The sequence below is a fragment of the Tsuneonella rigui genome, from assembly GCF_003958625.1.
Classification (GTDB): domain Bacteria; phylum Pseudomonadota; class Alphaproteobacteria; order Sphingomonadales; family Sphingomonadaceae; genus Tsuneonella; species Tsuneonella rigui.
Genome location: NZ_RSEL01000013.1, coordinates 168,015 through 183,072 on the forward strand (window position 1 = coordinate 168,015; position 15,058 = coordinate 183,072).

General features: G+C 68.2%; 17 protein-coding genes. 7 read left to right on the plus strand and 10 right to left on the minus strand.

Annotation, left to right across the window (positions count from 1 at the left end; genetic code table 11):
- Positions 1-25 precede the first annotated feature (25 nt).
- The 4 genes from obgE (at position 26) to ELY12_RS05290 (ending at position 3,684) form a co-directional block, all read left to right on the plus strand.
- Positions 26-1,084 (plus strand): GTPase ObgE, encoded by a 1,059-nt coding sequence (obgE, locus tag ELY12_RS05275; RefSeq protein ID WP_126175652.1) that lies wholly within the window; start codon positions 26-28, stop codon positions 1,082-1,084.
- 50 nt (positions 1,085-1,134) lie between these two features.
- Positions 1,135-2,268, plus strand: a complete 1,134-nt coding sequence (gene proB / locus ELY12_RS05280; RefSeq protein WP_126175653.1) for a glutamate 5-kinase — start codon at positions 1,135-1,137, stop codon at positions 2,266-2,268.
- A complete protein-coding gene (locus tag ELY12_RS05285; protein ID WP_126175654.1) occupies positions 2,265-3,182 on the plus strand; it encodes an NAD-dependent epimerase/dehydratase family protein in 918 nt (305 codons plus the stop codon). The genes proB and ELY12_RS05285 overlap by 4 nt, the downstream gene beginning before the upstream one ends.
- A gap of 100 nt (positions 3,183-3,282) precedes the next feature.
- Entirely contained in the window at positions 3,283-3,684 is a 402-nt protein-coding gene (locus tag ELY12_RS05290; protein ID WP_126175655.1) for a hypothetical protein, read from the plus strand.
- Between the two features lies 1 nt (position 3,685).
- Here ELY12_RS05290 and ELY12_RS05295 read toward each other — a convergent pair whose 3' ends face one another.
- The 9 genes from ELY12_RS05295 to ELY12_RS05335 form a co-directional block, all read right to left on the minus strand.
- Positions 3,686-4,486: a phosphoadenylyl-sulfate reductase gene (locus tag ELY12_RS05295; RefSeq protein WP_126175656.1), complete on the minus strand. Its 801-nt coding sequence runs from the start codon at positions 4,484-4,486 to the stop codon at positions 3,686-3,688.
- On the minus strand, positions 4,479-4,946 hold the full coding sequence (locus ELY12_RS05300; RefSeq protein WP_126175657.1) for a DUF934 domain-containing protein: 468 nt from the start codon (positions 4,944-4,946) through the stop codon (positions 4,479-4,481). Before ELY12_RS05300 ends, ELY12_RS05295 begins: the two co-directional genes overlap by 8 nt.
- On the minus strand, positions 4,939-6,573 hold the full coding sequence (locus tag ELY12_RS05305) for a nitrite/sulfite reductase (protein ID WP_126175658.1): 1,635 nt from the start codon (positions 6,571-6,573) through the stop codon (positions 4,939-4,941). Before ELY12_RS05305 ends, ELY12_RS05300 begins: the two co-directional genes overlap by 8 nt.
- Before the next feature lies 1 nt (position 6,574).
- Complete coding sequence (locus ELY12_RS05310; RefSeq protein WP_126175659.1) at positions 6,575-6,871, minus strand: DUF2849 domain-containing protein; 297 nt, start codon at positions 6,869-6,871, stop codon at positions 6,575-6,577.
- The gene (gene cobA, locus ELY12_RS05315; RefSeq protein WP_126175660.1) at positions 6,868-7,623 is read right to left on the minus strand and encodes a uroporphyrinogen-III C-methyltransferase; all 756 of its coding nucleotides are present in this window, start codon (positions 7,621-7,623) and stop codon (positions 6,868-6,870) included. The genes ELY12_RS05310 and cobA overlap by 4 nt, the downstream gene beginning before the upstream one ends.
- 97 nt (positions 7,624-7,720) lie before the next feature.
- Positions 7,721-8,704 (minus strand): mechanosensitive ion channel family protein, encoded by a 984-nt coding sequence (locus tag ELY12_RS05320; RefSeq protein ID WP_126175661.1) that lies wholly within the window; start codon positions 8,702-8,704, stop codon positions 7,721-7,723.
- A complete protein-coding gene (metC, locus tag ELY12_RS05325) occupies positions 8,701-9,945 on the minus strand; it encodes a cystathionine beta-lyase (RefSeq protein WP_126175662.1) in 1,245 nt (414 codons plus the stop codon). Before metC ends, ELY12_RS05320 begins: the two co-directional genes overlap by 4 nt.
- Positions 9,897-10,745 (minus strand): 3-mercaptopyruvate sulfurtransferase, encoded by an 849-nt coding sequence (gene sseA, locus ELY12_RS05330; protein ID WP_126175663.1) that lies wholly within the window; start codon positions 10,743-10,745, stop codon positions 9,897-9,899. The genes metC and sseA overlap by 49 nt, the downstream gene beginning before the upstream one ends.
- 34 nt (positions 10,746-10,779) lie before the next feature.
- Positions 10,780-11,862 (minus strand): hypothetical protein, encoded by a 1,083-nt coding sequence (locus ELY12_RS05335; RefSeq protein WP_126175664.1) that lies wholly within the window; start codon positions 11,860-11,862, stop codon positions 10,780-10,782.
- 106 nt (positions 11,863-11,968) lie between these two features.
- On the opposite strand from ELY12_RS05335, the gene queF reads away from it, so the two are divergent.
- Positions 11,969-12,427, plus strand: a complete 459-nt coding sequence (gene queF, locus ELY12_RS05340; protein ID WP_126175665.1) for a preQ(1) synthase — start codon at positions 11,969-11,971, stop codon at positions 12,425-12,427.
- On the plus strand, positions 12,424-13,803 hold the full coding sequence (fumC, locus tag ELY12_RS05345; RefSeq protein WP_126175666.1) for a class II fumarate hydratase: 1,380 nt from the start codon (positions 12,424-12,426) through the stop codon (positions 13,801-13,803). The genes queF and fumC overlap by 4 nt, the downstream gene beginning before the upstream one ends.
- Here fumC and xth read toward each other — a convergent pair.
- Positions 13,800-14,573 (minus strand): exodeoxyribonuclease III, encoded by a 774-nt coding sequence (gene xth / locus ELY12_RS05350; protein ID WP_126175667.1) that lies wholly within the window; start codon positions 14,571-14,573, stop codon positions 13,800-13,802. The genes fumC and xth overlap by 4 nt on opposite strands.
- A 109-nt stretch (positions 14,574-14,682) precedes the next feature.
- Here xth and ELY12_RS05355 point away from each other — a divergent pair, with 109 nt between their 5' ends.
- On the plus strand, positions 14,683-15,051 hold the full coding sequence (locus ELY12_RS05355) for a PilZ domain-containing protein (protein WP_164549413.1): 369 nt from the start codon (positions 14,683-14,685) through the stop codon (positions 15,049-15,051).
- The last annotated feature ends 7 nt before the right edge of the window (positions 15,052-15,058 follow it).

Consider the following 15,058-nt stretch of genomic DNA (forward strand, 5'->3'; position numbering starts at 1 on the left):
TGGGCTAAACGCGTAGCGCGGCGCGATGCATTTCCTCGATCAGGCCAAGATCTTCGTGAAGTCCGGCGCGGGCGGGCCTGGTGCCGTCAGCTTCCGGCGCGAAAAGTATGTTGAATATGGCGGGCCTGACGGCGGCAATGGCGGGAAGGGCGGCGATGTCGTGTTCGTCGCGGTGGCCGGGCTCAATACGTTGATCGACTTCCGCTACACCCAGCATTTCAAGGCGCAGCGCGGCGGGCACGGGATGGGCAAGGATCGCACCGGTGCCTCCGCCCCCGACTTGGTGATCGAGGTGCCGGTGGGCACGCAGATCATCTCCGACGACCGCGAGGAAGTGCTCGCCGATTTCACCGAGGTCGGCCAGCGCGTCGTGCTGCTCGAAGGCGGCATGGGCGGGCGCGGCAACGCCAGCTACAAGACCAGCACCAACCGCGCGCCGCGCCAGCACCAGCCCGGCATCCCGGCCGAAGAGATGTGGGTCTGGCTGCGGCTCAAGCTGCTTGCCGATGCAGGCCTCGTGGGACTGCCGAATGCCGGCAAGAGCACCTTCATCAATCAGGTCTCGAACGCGCAGGCCAAGGTCGGCGCGTATGCCTTCACCACGCTGGTCCCCAAGCTCGGGGTGGTGCGGCACCGCAATCGAGAGTTCGTGCTGGCCGACATTCCCGGACTGATCGAGGGCGCCGCGGACGGCGCGGGGATTGGCGACCGCTTCCTCGGCCACATCGAGCGCTGCCGGGTGCTGATCCACCTGATCGACATCGGCGGCGTCGATCCGGTCGAAGCGATGCGCATCGTCGAGGAGGAACTTGCCGCGTACGGCGAGGGCCTCGACGACAAGCCGCGCCTGGTGGCGCTCAACAAGATCGATCTCGCCGACGCCGAGCTGGCGGAGGACTTCGCGAAGGAACTGCGCGCGGCGGGCGCGGACCAGGTGTTCCCGATCTCGGGCGCGACCGGCGAGGGCATTCCCGGGTTGCTCGATGCAGTGCTTGGCTACCTGCCCGATCGCACCGCGACCGAAACCAAGGGCAGCGAGGTCGAGGACGCACCCGCCGAGGGCGGCGACTGGTCGCCGATCTAGGCTCCGTCCAACAGGTGACGGGGGCCGCCTGCTCGGCTAAGCGCGCGGCGATGTCGATTGCCGCGATCTCCCAGTTCGGCGATGCCGCCGCGTGCCCCCGGCTCGTGCTCAAAGTGGGCTCGGCGCTACTCGTCGACCGCGGCGGTATTGTGCGGCGTGCTTGGCTCGAAGGCCTTGCGGCCGAGATTGCCGAGGCGCGCGGCCGAGGACAGCAGGTCGTCGTGGTCAGCTCGGGCGCGATCGCGCTGGGCGCGGCGCGGCTGGGACTGGCGCAAGGTGGCCGCGCCAGTCTTGCCGACGCGCAAGCAGCGGCTGCCGTCGGGCAGATTGCGTTGTCCGCAGTATGGGCAGAGTTGCTTGGCGCGCACGTTCTGACCGCGGCACAACTGTTGCTCACGCTCGACGATCTCGAGGACCGCCGCCGCTATCTGAACGCCTCTTCGACGCTGGCCCGGTTGCTCGAGCAGGGCGCGGTGCCGGTTGTGAACGAGAACGACAGTGTCGCGACTGCGGAAATTCGCTTCGGGGATAACGACCGCCTCGCCGCGCGCGTGGCGCAGGCGGCGGGCGCTGACGCGGTCATACTGCTGAGCGACGTCGACGGCCTGTTCGACCGCGATCCACGCGATCCAGCCGCCGAGCTGGTGCGCGAGGTCAGCGGGGTGGACGAGACAGTGCGCGCCATGGCCGGTGCCGGCTCGGGCTCCGGCATGGGCTCGGGCGGAATGGTGTCCAAGCTGCAAGCTGCCGAAATCGCGGGCCGCGCAGGAATCGCGCTGGCGATCGTCAACGGCACCCACGACCGGCCGCTGTCGCGAGCGCTCGCGCAGGATCGCGGCACCCTGTTCCATGCCCAACGACGCGACGGCGGGCGCAAGGCGTGGCTCGGCGGCCGGATCGCGCCCGCGGGTGTGCTGACGGTGGACGAGGGCTGCGCAGCCGCGCTAGGAGGCGGATCGAGCCTTCTGGCCGCGGGGGTTATCGCAGTCGATGGCGAATTCGCGCGCGGCGATCTCGTCACGATCCACGGCGCCAAGGGCGACCGCTTGGCGCAGGGCCTGATCGAATATTCCGCCGCCGAATGCCGCGCGATCGCCGGGCGCAAAGCGGGCGACCAGGCTGAGCTGCTCGGTTACGCCCCTCGCGCGGCAGTGGTGCACCGCGACCACATGGTGCTGCTGTGACTAAGCCGCTCGTCGCACTGACCGGAGCCACCGGCTTCGTTGGCAAGGCGACACTCGCTGCACTTGAACGCGCGGGCTACGCGGTGCGGGCATTGACGCGGAAGGTGCCCGAAGGATCTAGCGGCGTGGAGTGGGTGCAGGGCGATCTTGCCGACCGCGCTGCGCTTGCCCGGCTGGTGCAGGGCGCGGAGGCGGTGATCCATGTCGCCGGCCTCACTACCGCGCGCGAGCCGGCGGAGTTCGAGGCGGCCAACGTCGCCGGCACGCTGGCGGTGGTCGAGGCGGCGGCCAAGGCCGGCGTGCCGCGCTTCGTGCATGTGTCCTCGCTCTCGGCGCGCGAGCCGCAGCTGTCGGCCTACGGCGCTTCGAAAGAACGCGCCGAACGGTTGGTGCGGGCGAGCGGGCTCGACTGGACGATCGTCCGTCCGCCGGGGGTCTATGGCCCATGGGACGTCGATTACCTCGAAATGTTCAAGCTGGCGAAGCGCGGGGTGGTGCCGGTGCCGCCGCCGGGGCGCAGCTCGCTGATCCACGTGCAGGACCTCGCCGAACTACTGGTGGCACTCGTGCCGACCGGGGAGAGCATCACGCACCAAATGTTCGAGCCCGACGACGGACACAAGGGCGGCTGGACGCACCGCGAGCTGGCGCGGGTGATCGGCTGGGCCGTGGGCCGGCGACCGTGGGTGGTGCATCTCTCGCCCCGCCTGCTCACGGGCGCTGCCAAGGCCGACCGGCTGGTGCGCCGCAAGCGCGCAAGGCTCACCGCGGATCGCGTCGGCTACATGTGCCATCCCGACTGGCTCGCACGCCCTGAGTTCGCTCTGCCCGGCGACGTCTGGCGTCCACGCATCCCCACCCGCGACGGGCTTAAGGCGACCGCGCGCTGGTATCGCGACAAGGGCTGGCTGTAAGCGCCTTGGCGTTTTCCCCGCGGGGAGCGTAGCCTCGCGACAGGATCGCGAGTCGTGTTGGCGGGAACGGCCGCCCGATCATCTGGATAAGGGGAAATTCATGAAGAAAATCATGCTCGTGGCCGCACTGGCCGCACTCGGCGCTTGTTCGAAGGAAGCGCCGGCGCCCGCACCCGAAGCCACTCCGGCCGCCGCCGCGACCCCCGCCGAAGTGATGGCCGCTGACGGCAAGTCGCCGGTCGGCAAGTTCACCATCACGACTTCGGATGGCAAGGTGATCAACGAGGAACTGACCGCCGACGGCAAGTACGCCGACACGCTGGACGGAAAGGTGGTCGAGACCGGCACCTGGACGCAGAAGTCGCCCGGGACCTTCTGCTACACCAACGACAAGGCCGGTTCGAAGGAGATCTGCAACACCGAGGCGGTCGACGACAAGGGCGTGTGGAAGACCACCAGCCCGGACGGGAAGACCGCGACGGTCGTTCGCGTCGAAGCCTGACCTAGAGGAACGGTTCGTACCCCGGCGGCAGCTCGCCGTCGGGGCCGAGCTGGACGGGCGAGTGGATGCCGCACTCGGTCTTGTCCCATCCCTTCCAGCGGCCTGAGCGCGCGTCCTCGCCGTCCGCGACCTTGCTGGTGCACGGCGAGCACCCGATCGATGGGTAGCCGTCCGCGATCAGCGGATGCACCGGCAGATCGTGCTCGGCGATGTAGGCGGCGAGGTCGGCGGCCTGCCAGTCGATCAGCGGATTGATCTTGAGGCGGCCCTGCGCATCGCTGGAGTCGACCTCGAACCGGGGCAGGTTGGCGCGGGTGCTCGACTGGAACGCCTTGCGGCCGGTGATCGAGGCGTCGAACCGGCTAAGGGCTTTTTCGAGTGGGCGAACCTTGCGGATCTCGCAGCAGCCATCGGGATCGTAGGACCAGCGAAGGCCGCTCTCGTCGCGCGCGGCGAGGTCGGCCGGGTCGGGCGTGAGGATCTGCAGGTTGGTCAGGCCAAGGCGCGCGACCACTTCGTCGCGGTAGGCGAGCGTCTCGGGAAAATGTTTGCCGGTATCGAGGAAGAGCACCGGCGTGTCGGGCGCAACTTGGGCGATGAGGTGTAGCAGTACGACGCTCTCGGCCCCGAAGCTGGAGACCACAGCAACCTCGCCAGCGATGCGATCCTTGAGGACCGCCTCGAGTACCGCAGCCGTGTCCGCGCCGCGGAACATGCGGTTGAGGCGGATGGCGTCCGCATCGGTGAAGCGCGGACCGGTGTCGATCCGGTCGCGCACTCGGGCGAGGCCCATATCAGCCATGCCGCAGCTTCCAGATCGGCACCCGATCGTCGGCGGCGGGGACGTAGACATTGTCCCACCGGGTCAATGCTGCTTCGGCATCGGAAGGGTCGATCGGCTTGTCGGGCGCGAAGCTGTCGAACCCGCATCGGCGCATGAAGAAGATGAGGTCCACCAGCACGTCGCCGGTCGCCTTGATCTCACCGGTGTAGCCCGCCTCGCGCAACATCCGCGCGGTCGAGAAGCCGCGGCCGTCGCGGAACTTGGGGAAGTCGACCTCGATCAGCCGCACGCGCGACAGGTGCGGGAACAGGACGGTGACGTCCTCACCTGCCTCGATGCGCACTGAGTCCGCCTCTTCCTGCTCGAGGAAGGCGTCGAGCGAAACGGCAGGTTCGTCGGCGGCGACATCGTCGCGGAAGCGCAGGCCGGCGGAAAACTGCTCGGTCGCGGCGGGGGTGGGGTTGCCCGACTCAGCCATAGATCGCCTCCTTGAAGCCATCCATTCCGACGCGGCGGTAGGTGTCGATGAAGCGCTCGTTTGGCGACCGAACGGCGCGGTAGTGTTCGACCGCGCGTTCGACCGCGTCGACGATGCCGTCCTCGTCGAAGCCGGGGCCGGCGATCTTGGCCTGGGTGGTGTCCTCGTCGCCCGACCCGCCGAGCAGCAGCTGGTAGCTCTCGCTGCCCTTCCGGTCGACGCCCAGAATGCCGATGTTGCCCGCGTGGTGGTGGCCGCAGGCGTTGATGCAACCGGAAATCTTGATCTTGAGCTCGCCCAAGTCGGCCTGCCGCGCGGGGTCGGCGAAGCGCTCAGCGATCTTCTGCGCGACCGGGATCGAGCGCGCATTGGCGAGGCTGCAATAGTCGAGCCCCGGGCAGGCGATGAGGTCGCTGATGAGATCGAGGTTGGCATCGGCCAGCCCGGCCGAGACCAGCGCCTGCCACACCGTGTAGAGGTCTGCCTTCTTCACATGCGGCAGGACGAGGTTCTGCGCGTGGGTCGAGCGCAATTCGTCGAAGCTAAACCGTTCGGCGAGATCGGCGACGAGCTCCATCTGCTCGGCGGTGATATCGCCTGGGATGCCGCCGACCGGTTTCAAGCTGATGTTGGCGATCGCGTAACCGGGCGCCTTGTGCGCCACGACCTGCCGCTCGACCCACCGCGCGAACGCGGGGTCGGAAAGGTCGATCTCGTCGCTCAGGCCCTGCTCGAACGCGGGCGGCGCGAAATAGGCGGCGATGCGGTCGTATTCGGCCGGCGGGAAGTCCTCGCCGAGCGACAGGAAGTGCTCGAACGCTTCCTCGACTTGGGCAGTGAACTCCTCCTGCCCCAAGTCGTGGACCAGGATCTTCATCCGCTGCTTGTGGATGTTGTCGCGCCGCGCGTGGCGATTCCACACGCGAAGAACGGCCTGCAAGTAGCTGAAAATCTGGGTAGTCGGCAGGAATTCGCGGATGCAGTATGCGATAAAAGGCGTGCGACCCATTCCGCCGCCGGCGAACACCTCGAAGCCGAGCTCGCCGGCCGTATTCTGCACGATCCGCAGCGCGAAATCGTGCCAGCGCAGCGCGATGCGATCCTCTGCCGAAGCGATGATGGCGATCTTGAACTTGCGCGGCAGGTAGCTGAATTCCGGCATGAAGGTGGTCATCTGCCGCAGCATCTCGGCCCACGGGCGCGGGTCGATCAGCTCGTCGGCGGCAGCGCCGGCATATTGATCCGAGCTGATGTTGCGGATCGATTCCCCGCTCGTCTGGATCGCGTGCATCTCGACCTTGGCGAGATCGGCGAGGATGTCGGGCGCCTCGGCCAGCTTGATCCAATTGTACTGGATGTTCTGCCGGGTGGTGAAATGCCCGTATCCGCGGTCGTACTTGCGCGCGATCATCGCCAGCGTGCGCATCTGCGCGGAGTTGAGCGTGCCGTAAGGCACAGCCACGCGCAGCATGTAGGCGTGAAGCTGGAGGTAGAGCCCGTTCTTCAGCCGCAGTGGCTTGAACTGGTCGTCGTCCATCTTGCCTTCGATCCGGCGGCGGACCTGGTCGCGGAATTCCTCGACGCGGGTGTCGACCATCGCCTGATCGTATTTGTCGTAACGGTACATGTCAGATCACCCACTCGCGGGCTTCGGGGTCGGCGGGCTTGAGCGTCAGGTCCGGCCGCACGGTCGGGCCCAACGCGCGGATGCGGTCCTTGATGTGCGCGGGGCGCACGCCGTCGGCGGTCTTCTCGCCGTCGATGATGTAGGGGCCGTTGACGCGGCAGGTGGCGACTTCGCGCGCCATGACCGCCTCCGCATCGGCGCCCGCGTCGACCGCGTCCTCGACGTGGAGCGACCAGTCATAGCCGGTCCACCAGGTGACCGCGCCGGTCTTGAGGTCGTTGCCGGTGATGATCCTCATGCCGCCATCTCCGCGAACTGGGCGACCGCGACATCGTCGCGCGAGGTGACTTCACCGATGACGATCAGCGCCGGGCTCTTTACCCGCTGCTGCACTACAAGGTCGGGCAGGGCGGCGAGAGGTCCGCGCAGCACGCGCATTGAGGGACGCGCGGCGTTTTCGATCACCGCCAGCGGCATGTCGGGCGCGAGGCCGTCGGCCATAAGCTTTTCAGCGATTTGCGGGGCGGTCTTCACACCCATGTAGATCACCAGCGTGCGGCCCTTGCCGGCGAGGCCCGACCAGTCCTGTTCGCTGAGGCCCTTGCACTGCCCGGCGACGAAGCTGACCACGCTCGAGGCGTCGCGGTGGGTGAGCGGGATTTGTGCGGCCGCCGCAGCGCCATTCGCTGCACTGATGCCGGGGACGATCTCGACCGGCACGCCCGCGTCGCGGCACGCCTCGGCTTCCTCGCCGCCGCGGCCGAACACCAGCGGATCGCCGCCCTTGAGCCGTACCACATCGCGCCCAGCGAGCGCCTCGCGCACCAGCAGCGCGTTGATCGCGTCCTGCGGCAAGGTGTGGCGGGCGCGGCTCTTGGCGACCGAAATCAGCTCTGCCTGCGGACTGGCGAGCGCCAGCACCGCGCGGTCGACCAGGCCGTCGTGCACCACCAGCTCGGCGCGCTCGAGCAGGCGCGCGGCGCGCAGCGTCAGCAGGTCCGGATCGCCCGGGCCCGCTCCGACGAGATAGACTGTCCCTGTTTTTCCCATGCCGCTTGATTGGGCACGGCCCCGCGCGCTCGCCAGCCAGATTGCCTGTCAGCGCGGGAAGGTTGCATTTTGAAAGCTACTGTAGCGGTGCGCGAAGCTAGGCTTCCGGCTTGTCGTCCCGCTGGGCGATCGCAGCGATCAGCTCGCGCAATTGCTCGCTGTCCTTCAGGTTGAGGTCGCGTTGGGGGAAGGGGACCCTGATGCCGTTCGCCTGGAACAGGTCCCACAGCCGCTTGAGCACGTCGGAACGGACGCTGCCGATGCCCTCTTCGGGATCGTTGATCCAGCAGTGGATCTTGAACTGGATCGCGTTCTCGCCGAGCGCCTCCAGCCACACCACGGGCGGTGGGGTGGTCAGCACGCGGCGCGCGCCCTTGGCCGCCTCGAGCATGAGCTGCTCGGCCAGCTTGATGTCGCAGCGATACCCGACGCCGACCGGAACCTGCACGCGCACGTTCTTGGAGGAATAGGACCAGTTCTCGACCTGATTGATCATCAGGTTTTCGTTCGGGATCAGGTATTCCTTCTGGTCCCGCGTGGTCAGCGAGACCGCGCGGATGCCGATCTTGCGGATCTGGCCGAACGTGGCGACGCCGCCGGCGTCGGCGATCGCGATCACGTCGCCAGGCTTGATCGAGCGGTCCATCAGCAGAATGATCCCCGCGATCAGATTGCCGAAGGTCTTCTGCAGGCCGAAGCCGATCGCGAGCCCGAACGCGCCCGAGAAAACGGCGAGCGCGGTGAGATCGATGCCGAGGATGTCGATCCCGACCATGATCGCGATCGCCCACACCGCGATGGTGACGAGCTTTTCCGCCAGCAGCCGCTGGGTGGTGTCGAGCCCTTTCATTCGCCTGAGCACGCGGCGCGCGGTGCGGCTGATGAACCAGGCCGCCGCCCAGACCGCGACGATGATGAACACGAAGACGATCGCGTCCCAGATCGACACCCGCCAGGTGCCGAGATCGATCGCCCACCGGTCGAGCGTCTCGACTACGCCGGCGGCGGTCCCGCCCTTCTGGGTGACAACGTCCTTCAGCCCGTCGGCGGCGCGGACTTCCTTTTCCCCCGGCACGCTCATGCCGCGTCCATCGCGGCGAAGGCTTGGGCGAGGTCGGCGATCAGGTCGGACGAGTCTTCCAGCCCGATCGACAGCCTGACGCCGAGGCGCGCGTCGTCGGGCCAGCCCGTGGGCGGCCACGGAGTGGCGGAGCGGAGTTCGCCGGCATCGAATGGGGTCACCAGGCTCTCGAACCCGCCCCAGCTATAGCCGATGCCGAAGAGGTTGAGGGCGTCGATGAAACGCGCGCGCGCGGCATCGTCCCGCCCTGCGAATACGAAGCTCAGCAAGCCGCAGCCGCCAGTGAAGTCCCGCTGCCAGATCTCGTGCCCCGGCGATCCCGGTAGCATTGGGCACAGCGCCCGCGCCACCTCCTCGCGCCCCTCCAGCCATTGCGCGATGGTGAGCGCGCTCGCGGTGCTGCGTTCGAGCCGCACGCCCATCGTCCTCAAGCCGCGCAGCGCGAGCGCGGCGTCGTCGGGCGACACGACCTGGCCAAGGCTCTGCGCGGTCTGGCGCAGCCGCGCGTGCCAACGCGCCCCGCCGCTGGCCGAGCCCATCATCAGGTCCGAATGGCCACCGACGTGCTTGGTCAGGCTCATCACCGCCATGTCGCAGCCGTGCTGGAACGGCTGGAAGCCCAGCGGGCTGGCCCAGGTGTTGTCGAGCACCACCGTTGCGCCCTGACCGCGCGCAATCGCGGCGAGCGCGGGCACGTCGCACACTTCCATCGTCAGGCTGCCGGGGTTCTCCAGCATGACCGCGCGGGTCCGCTCGCAGAACGCCAGCTCGAAGGACGTGTGGTCGAGCGGATCGAAGAAGCGTGCCTCGATCCCCATGCGCTTCAAAAGACCGGTCGCCATCAGCCGGGTCGGTTCGTAGGCGTTGTCGGTCACCAGCACGACATCGCCCGGAGCAAGCACCGCCAGCAGCGCCCCGGCGATTGCCGCCACTCCGCTGGGGTAGAGCACCGTCCCCGCCGCGCCCGGACCGAGCTCGGTCAGCGCCTCGGCTAGCGCCCACTGCGTCGGTGCGCCGCGGCGGCCGTAGAAGAAGTGCCCGTCGGCGTTATGCTTCTTGCCCTCGTCGAGCGCGGCCATGTTGGCATAGAGATGCGTGCTCGCGCGCCATACCGGCGGGTTGACCACGGGGCCGGTCCATTCGGGGCGCCGGCCCGCCTCGACCAGCCGGGTGCCGGGTTTACGCCCGTCGCTCACCGCGCCACCCCGGTTTCCTTGGGGGTTGCAGGGTCGGCGCCCCATTCGCTCCAACTCCCGTCGTAGAGCGCGGCGTCGTCGATGCCGAGCAGGTGCAGGGCAAACAGCAGGACCGACGCGGTCACGCCGCTGCCGCAGCTCGTGACGATCGGGCGCGACAGGTCGACGCCCGCGCGCTCGAAAGCCGCGCGCAGGTCGCCCTTGGACTTGAAGGTGCCGTCGGCGGCGAACAGATCGCCGAAGAACAGGTTGCGCGCGCCCGGGATGTGTCCACCGGGCAGGTTATGGATCGTGTCCGGGGTCTCGCCGGTGAAACGGCCTGCGTCGCGCGCATCGATGACCTGCTCTGCTCGACTGTCGACGTTGGCGATCACGTCCGTCTTGCTGCGCACGTTGCGCCAATCGGACTGGGCTTCCTGTGCCGCTATCGATTCCCCAAAGGCTTCGCCCCTTTCGAGCGGTCGTCCCTCGGCCTTCCACTTCGCGATCCCGCCGTCGAGCAGCGCAACATTGCGCAGGCCGTTCATGCGCAAGATGAACCACGCCCGCGACGAGGTTTTCACATCGCTGTCGTCGTAGATGACGATCCGATCGTCCCGACCAATGCCGAGCTTTGCCATCCGCTCCGCGAACTGCGCAGCGGTGGGAAGCGCGTTGGGAACGGGTGAGCCCGCATCCTTCAGGCTCCCCAGATCGAGAAACAGCGCGCCGGGAATGTGCGCCGCAGCGAACTCCGCGCGCGGATCGCGGTTCTTGGCCGGCAGGTGCGCCGATGCGTCGATGACCTTGAGATCGCTCGCGCCCAGCTCGCCGGCGAGCCACTTGGTCGATACCAGGCTGTCCATCGCCGCCGAGCCTAGCCGCGCGGCGCCGACACGGTCAATCGAGCGCGTGCTGGCTGACCGAGCGGTAGGTCTGCGGCATCTCGTCGAGCCGGAACGGCTGCAGCCGCTGGTTCACACCCCCGGGCACCCCGACCACGAACGTGCGCGCCACGGGGATCAGGCCTTCGGCCTCTCCCCGCACGCGCAGCAGCGGGACATAGACCACGGCCTTGCCGTGCGGAATCGGGCGAATCTCGGCCACCGGCAGGCGGAGTTCGCCCGCAACGGTGACGCTCTGGCCCGGATCGAGCTGCGCGATCGTCTTGACCGGAGCCAGCGGCAGCAGCGGATCGGCGAGCTGCTGGTCGGTCGGAATGCGCGCGTGGGCGGTGACGAGATCGGCTCCGAGCTTGACGTCGGTCAGCGGCTGGCCGCCGCGATTGGTCACCAGCACTTCGTAGCTCAGCGTGGCATAGACCATGCTGCGCGCCATACGCAGCGCGCGTGCCTCGATCCTGAGCTGCGGGCCAGTCGCGGCAAGCGGCGGTTCGGCGACCAGCGCCGGCTCCGGATCGGGCGCAACGCGCGGCCGCTCGATCTCTGCCGGCGGTTCATCTTCGCGGCGACGGCGGCGCAAGTACAGCGCGGTGCCGATTCCGCCCGCGATGGCGAGTGCGCCCAGGATCGACGCCCAGCCGATCCACCCATCATCCGCCGGTGCGGTAACTTCAGGCGCCGCTGCACTCTCGGTCGGTAGCGGAAAGGTTGGCGGGAGGGGTGATGCACTGGTCGGAGCCGGCAGCGGCGTCTCGGTGCCGGGAAGCGTTGCGGGCTGCTGCGCGGTCGGTGCAGCGGTGGCGGTGACGCGCGGCGGCAAGGCGCTGGTGGTGGGCGATGCGACCGGTCGCGGAGTGGGCGTCGCCACCGGGGTCGGAGTCGGCGTTGGAACCGGAGTCGGGGTGGGCGTGTTGTCGCGCGGGCGCGTCAGGATCGGCCGGTCCGGATCGACCGGGCCCTGGATGTCGGTCGCGGTCGGCGTGGGCGTGGGCAGGCGGAAGCCGCCCGGCGCGCTCTGCGCGGCGAGCGGTGCGCCGGCCACGGCGAGCGCGATCAAGCTGGAGTGAGCGAGTTTTTTCATGGTTCCCGAGCACGCCGTTCAAGCGTCGGCGGCGCTGAATAGGCACTGAATTGGCCGAGTCCACCATTGCCTTGCGAGCACGCGCGATTAGGCCCAGATGCGCGGCATGAGCGACACACTCCAACCGCGCCACCTGGGCCAGGCGAGCACGCTGCCCGCTTCGCCGGAAGAGGCGGTGCTCGACTACGTGCCCAACCCGCGCGCCGAGACGCTGTATCTAGTGCGGTTTGCCGCACCCGAGTTCACTTCGCTGTGCCCCGTCACCGGCCAGCCCGACTTCGCGCACCTGGTAATCGACTACGCGCCGGGCGAGACGATCGTCGAATCGAAAAGCCTCAAGCTGTTTCTCGGCAGCTTCCGCAACCACTGCGGCTTCCACGAGGATGTGACAGTGGGGATCGGCCAGCGGCTCGCACAAGAGATGCAACCTCGCTGGCTGCGCATCGGCGGGTACTGGTACCCGCGCGGCGGCATCCCGATCGACGTGTTCTGGCAAACCGGTGCGCCGCCGGAAGGGTTGTGGGTGCCCGACCAGGGCGTCGCGAGCTATCGGGGCCGCGGATGAGCGGCACCCGCACCGAGAGCGACACGTTCGGCCCCATCGAGGTGCCGGCGGATCACCTTTGGGGCGCGCAGACCCAGCGGTCCTTGCAGAACTTCAGGATCGGCGGCGAGACGATGCCGGTGTCGCTGATCCGCGCGCTCGGCACGATCAAGCGCGCGGCGGCGGAAGCCAACCGCGAACTTGGCGTGCTGGATGGGAAGCTGGCCGATGTGATAGCGACCGCCGCGCAGGAAGTGATCGACGGCAAGCTCGACGCCGAATTCCCGCTGGTGGTGTGGCAGACCGGTTCGGGCACCCAGTCGAACATGAATGCCAACGAAGTGATCGCCAACCGCGCGATCCAGCTGCTTGGCGGGGAGGTCGGCTCAAAGAAGCCGGTCCACCCGAACGATCACGTCAACATGAGCCAGAGCTCGAACGATACCTTCCCGAGCGCGATCCACGTCGCGGTGGCGGGCGAGATTGTCCGGCACCTGCTGCCTGCCCTGAAGGCAATGGTGGGCGACTTGGCGGCGAAGGCCGGGCAGTGGAACGACATCGTCAAGATCGGCCGCACGCATACGCAAGACGCGACCCCGCTGACGCTGGGGCAGGAGTTCTCCGGCTACGCGGCGCAGTTGGAAGCCGCGATCGAGCGGATCGAGCTCACTCTGCCGGGTCTCTACGAGCTGGCGCAGGGCGGCACGGCGGTCGGCACCGGGCTCAATGCTCCCGAAGGTTTCGCCGAACTCGTCGCCGCCAAGATCGCCGCCATCACCGGCCTGCCGTTCGTCACCGCGCCCAACAAGTTCGCCGCGCTCGCCGCGCAGGACGCGCTGGTGTTCGCGCACGGGGCGCTCAACGCGCTGGCGGCGGGGCTGTACAAGATCGCCGGCGACATCCGCCTGCTCGGCTCGGGCCCGCGCTCGGGGCTAGGCGAGCTGGCGTTGCCGGAAAACGAGCCGGGCAGCTCGATCATGCCGGGCAAGGTCAACCCGACCCAGGTCGAGGCACTGACCCAGGTGTGCATCGAGGTGTTCGGCAACCACGCCGCGCTGACCTTCGCCGGCAGCCAGGGGCAGTTCGAGCTCAACACCTATCGCCCTGTGATGGCGTGGAACGCGCTCCGCTCGGTGCGCCTGCTGGCCGATGCCTGCGAGAGCTTTACCGAGCATTTGCTCAAGGGACTCGAACCGCGGCGCGACAACATCCGTCGCGGGCTGGAAAATTCCCTGATGCTGGTGACCGCACTCGCGCCGGAAATCGGCTATGACAAGGCCGCCGCGATCGCCAAGCGGGCGCACAAGCAGGGCACCACTCTGCGCGAAGCCGCGCTGGCGAACGGCGTGAGCGAGGCCGACTTCGACCGTCTCGTACGCCCGGAGGACATGGTTTAGTCGGCGAGTTCGATCCACACCGGCGCGTGGTCGCTGGTCTTTTCCCAGCTGCGCGCTTCGCGATCGACTTCGGCGGCGCGGAGGCGCTTCTTGAGCGATGGGCTCAGCAGGAAGTGATCGATCCGTAAGCCCGCGTTCCGCGCGAAGGCGTTCCGGAAGTAGTCGAAGAAGGTGTAGATCGTCTCGTCCGGGTGCATCGCGCGCAGGGCGTCGGTCCAGCCCTGGTCGACCAGCTTGAACCACGCCGCGCGCACCTCGGGCGCGAACAGGGCGTCGTCGAGCCAGCGCTCGGGTTTGTAGACGTCCTTCTCAGTGGGCATGACGTTGAAGTCGCCCATCAACACCACCGGCAGCTTGCTGGCGATCAGCTCGGCGGCATGCGCGGTCAGGCGCTCGAACCACTCCAGTTTGTAGTCGAACTTGGGCCCCGGGCGCGGGTTGCCGTTGGGGAGGTAAAGCCCGCCGAACACCACCCCGTTGATCGCCGCCTCGATGTAGCGGCTCTGCACGTCCTCCGGATCGCCGGGGAGGCCGCGCCGGGTCTCGTGGATCTCGCCCACCCGGCTCAAAAGCGCGACGCCGTTCCAGCGGCTCTGGCCGTGCCAAGCGACCTCGTAACCGAGCTGGCGGATCGGCTCGGCTGGAAACTTCTCGTCGGGCGCCTTGAGTTCCTGCAGCGCCACCACGTCGGGCTGCGCCTGCTCCAGCCAGCGGAGCAGCACCGGCAGCCGCCCGTTCACCCCGTTCACGTTGTACGTCGCGATCTTCACTTGGCTGCCAACGCCTCGGGCATGCAATTGGTGCCGCTAGGGGAATCTGCGTAACCTCAGAAGACCGCTTCGTTCGCTATGCGCGGCGATAAGCCAGGTGATGGGCTTGGTGCACCAACTCGAACTGCCGCCTTCGCGCGAGGCGGGCGAACTGCGCGCTGCCGCCCGCCGCCGCGTGCTGATGCGCGCGATCATGCGGTTGCAAGGGCAGAGCGACGGGTGGCCGCTGACGGTGAAGGACCTCTCGTCGACCGGCATGAAAGCCCGAGCGCCGGTCGCGATGTTTCCCGGCTCGCGGGTCGAGATCGGCCTGCCCAACATCGGCTGGGTGCCGGGCGAGGTCGTCCGTATCGAAGGCGAGGACGCGATCGGCATCCGCTTCGGCGTGGTGATCGATCCGGAGGCGACCCAGGTACGGGTGAGCGGCAGCTACGGCGCAGCGCCCGGAGCGGCGGCGGTCCAACTGCGCAGGGTCTGACGGGAAC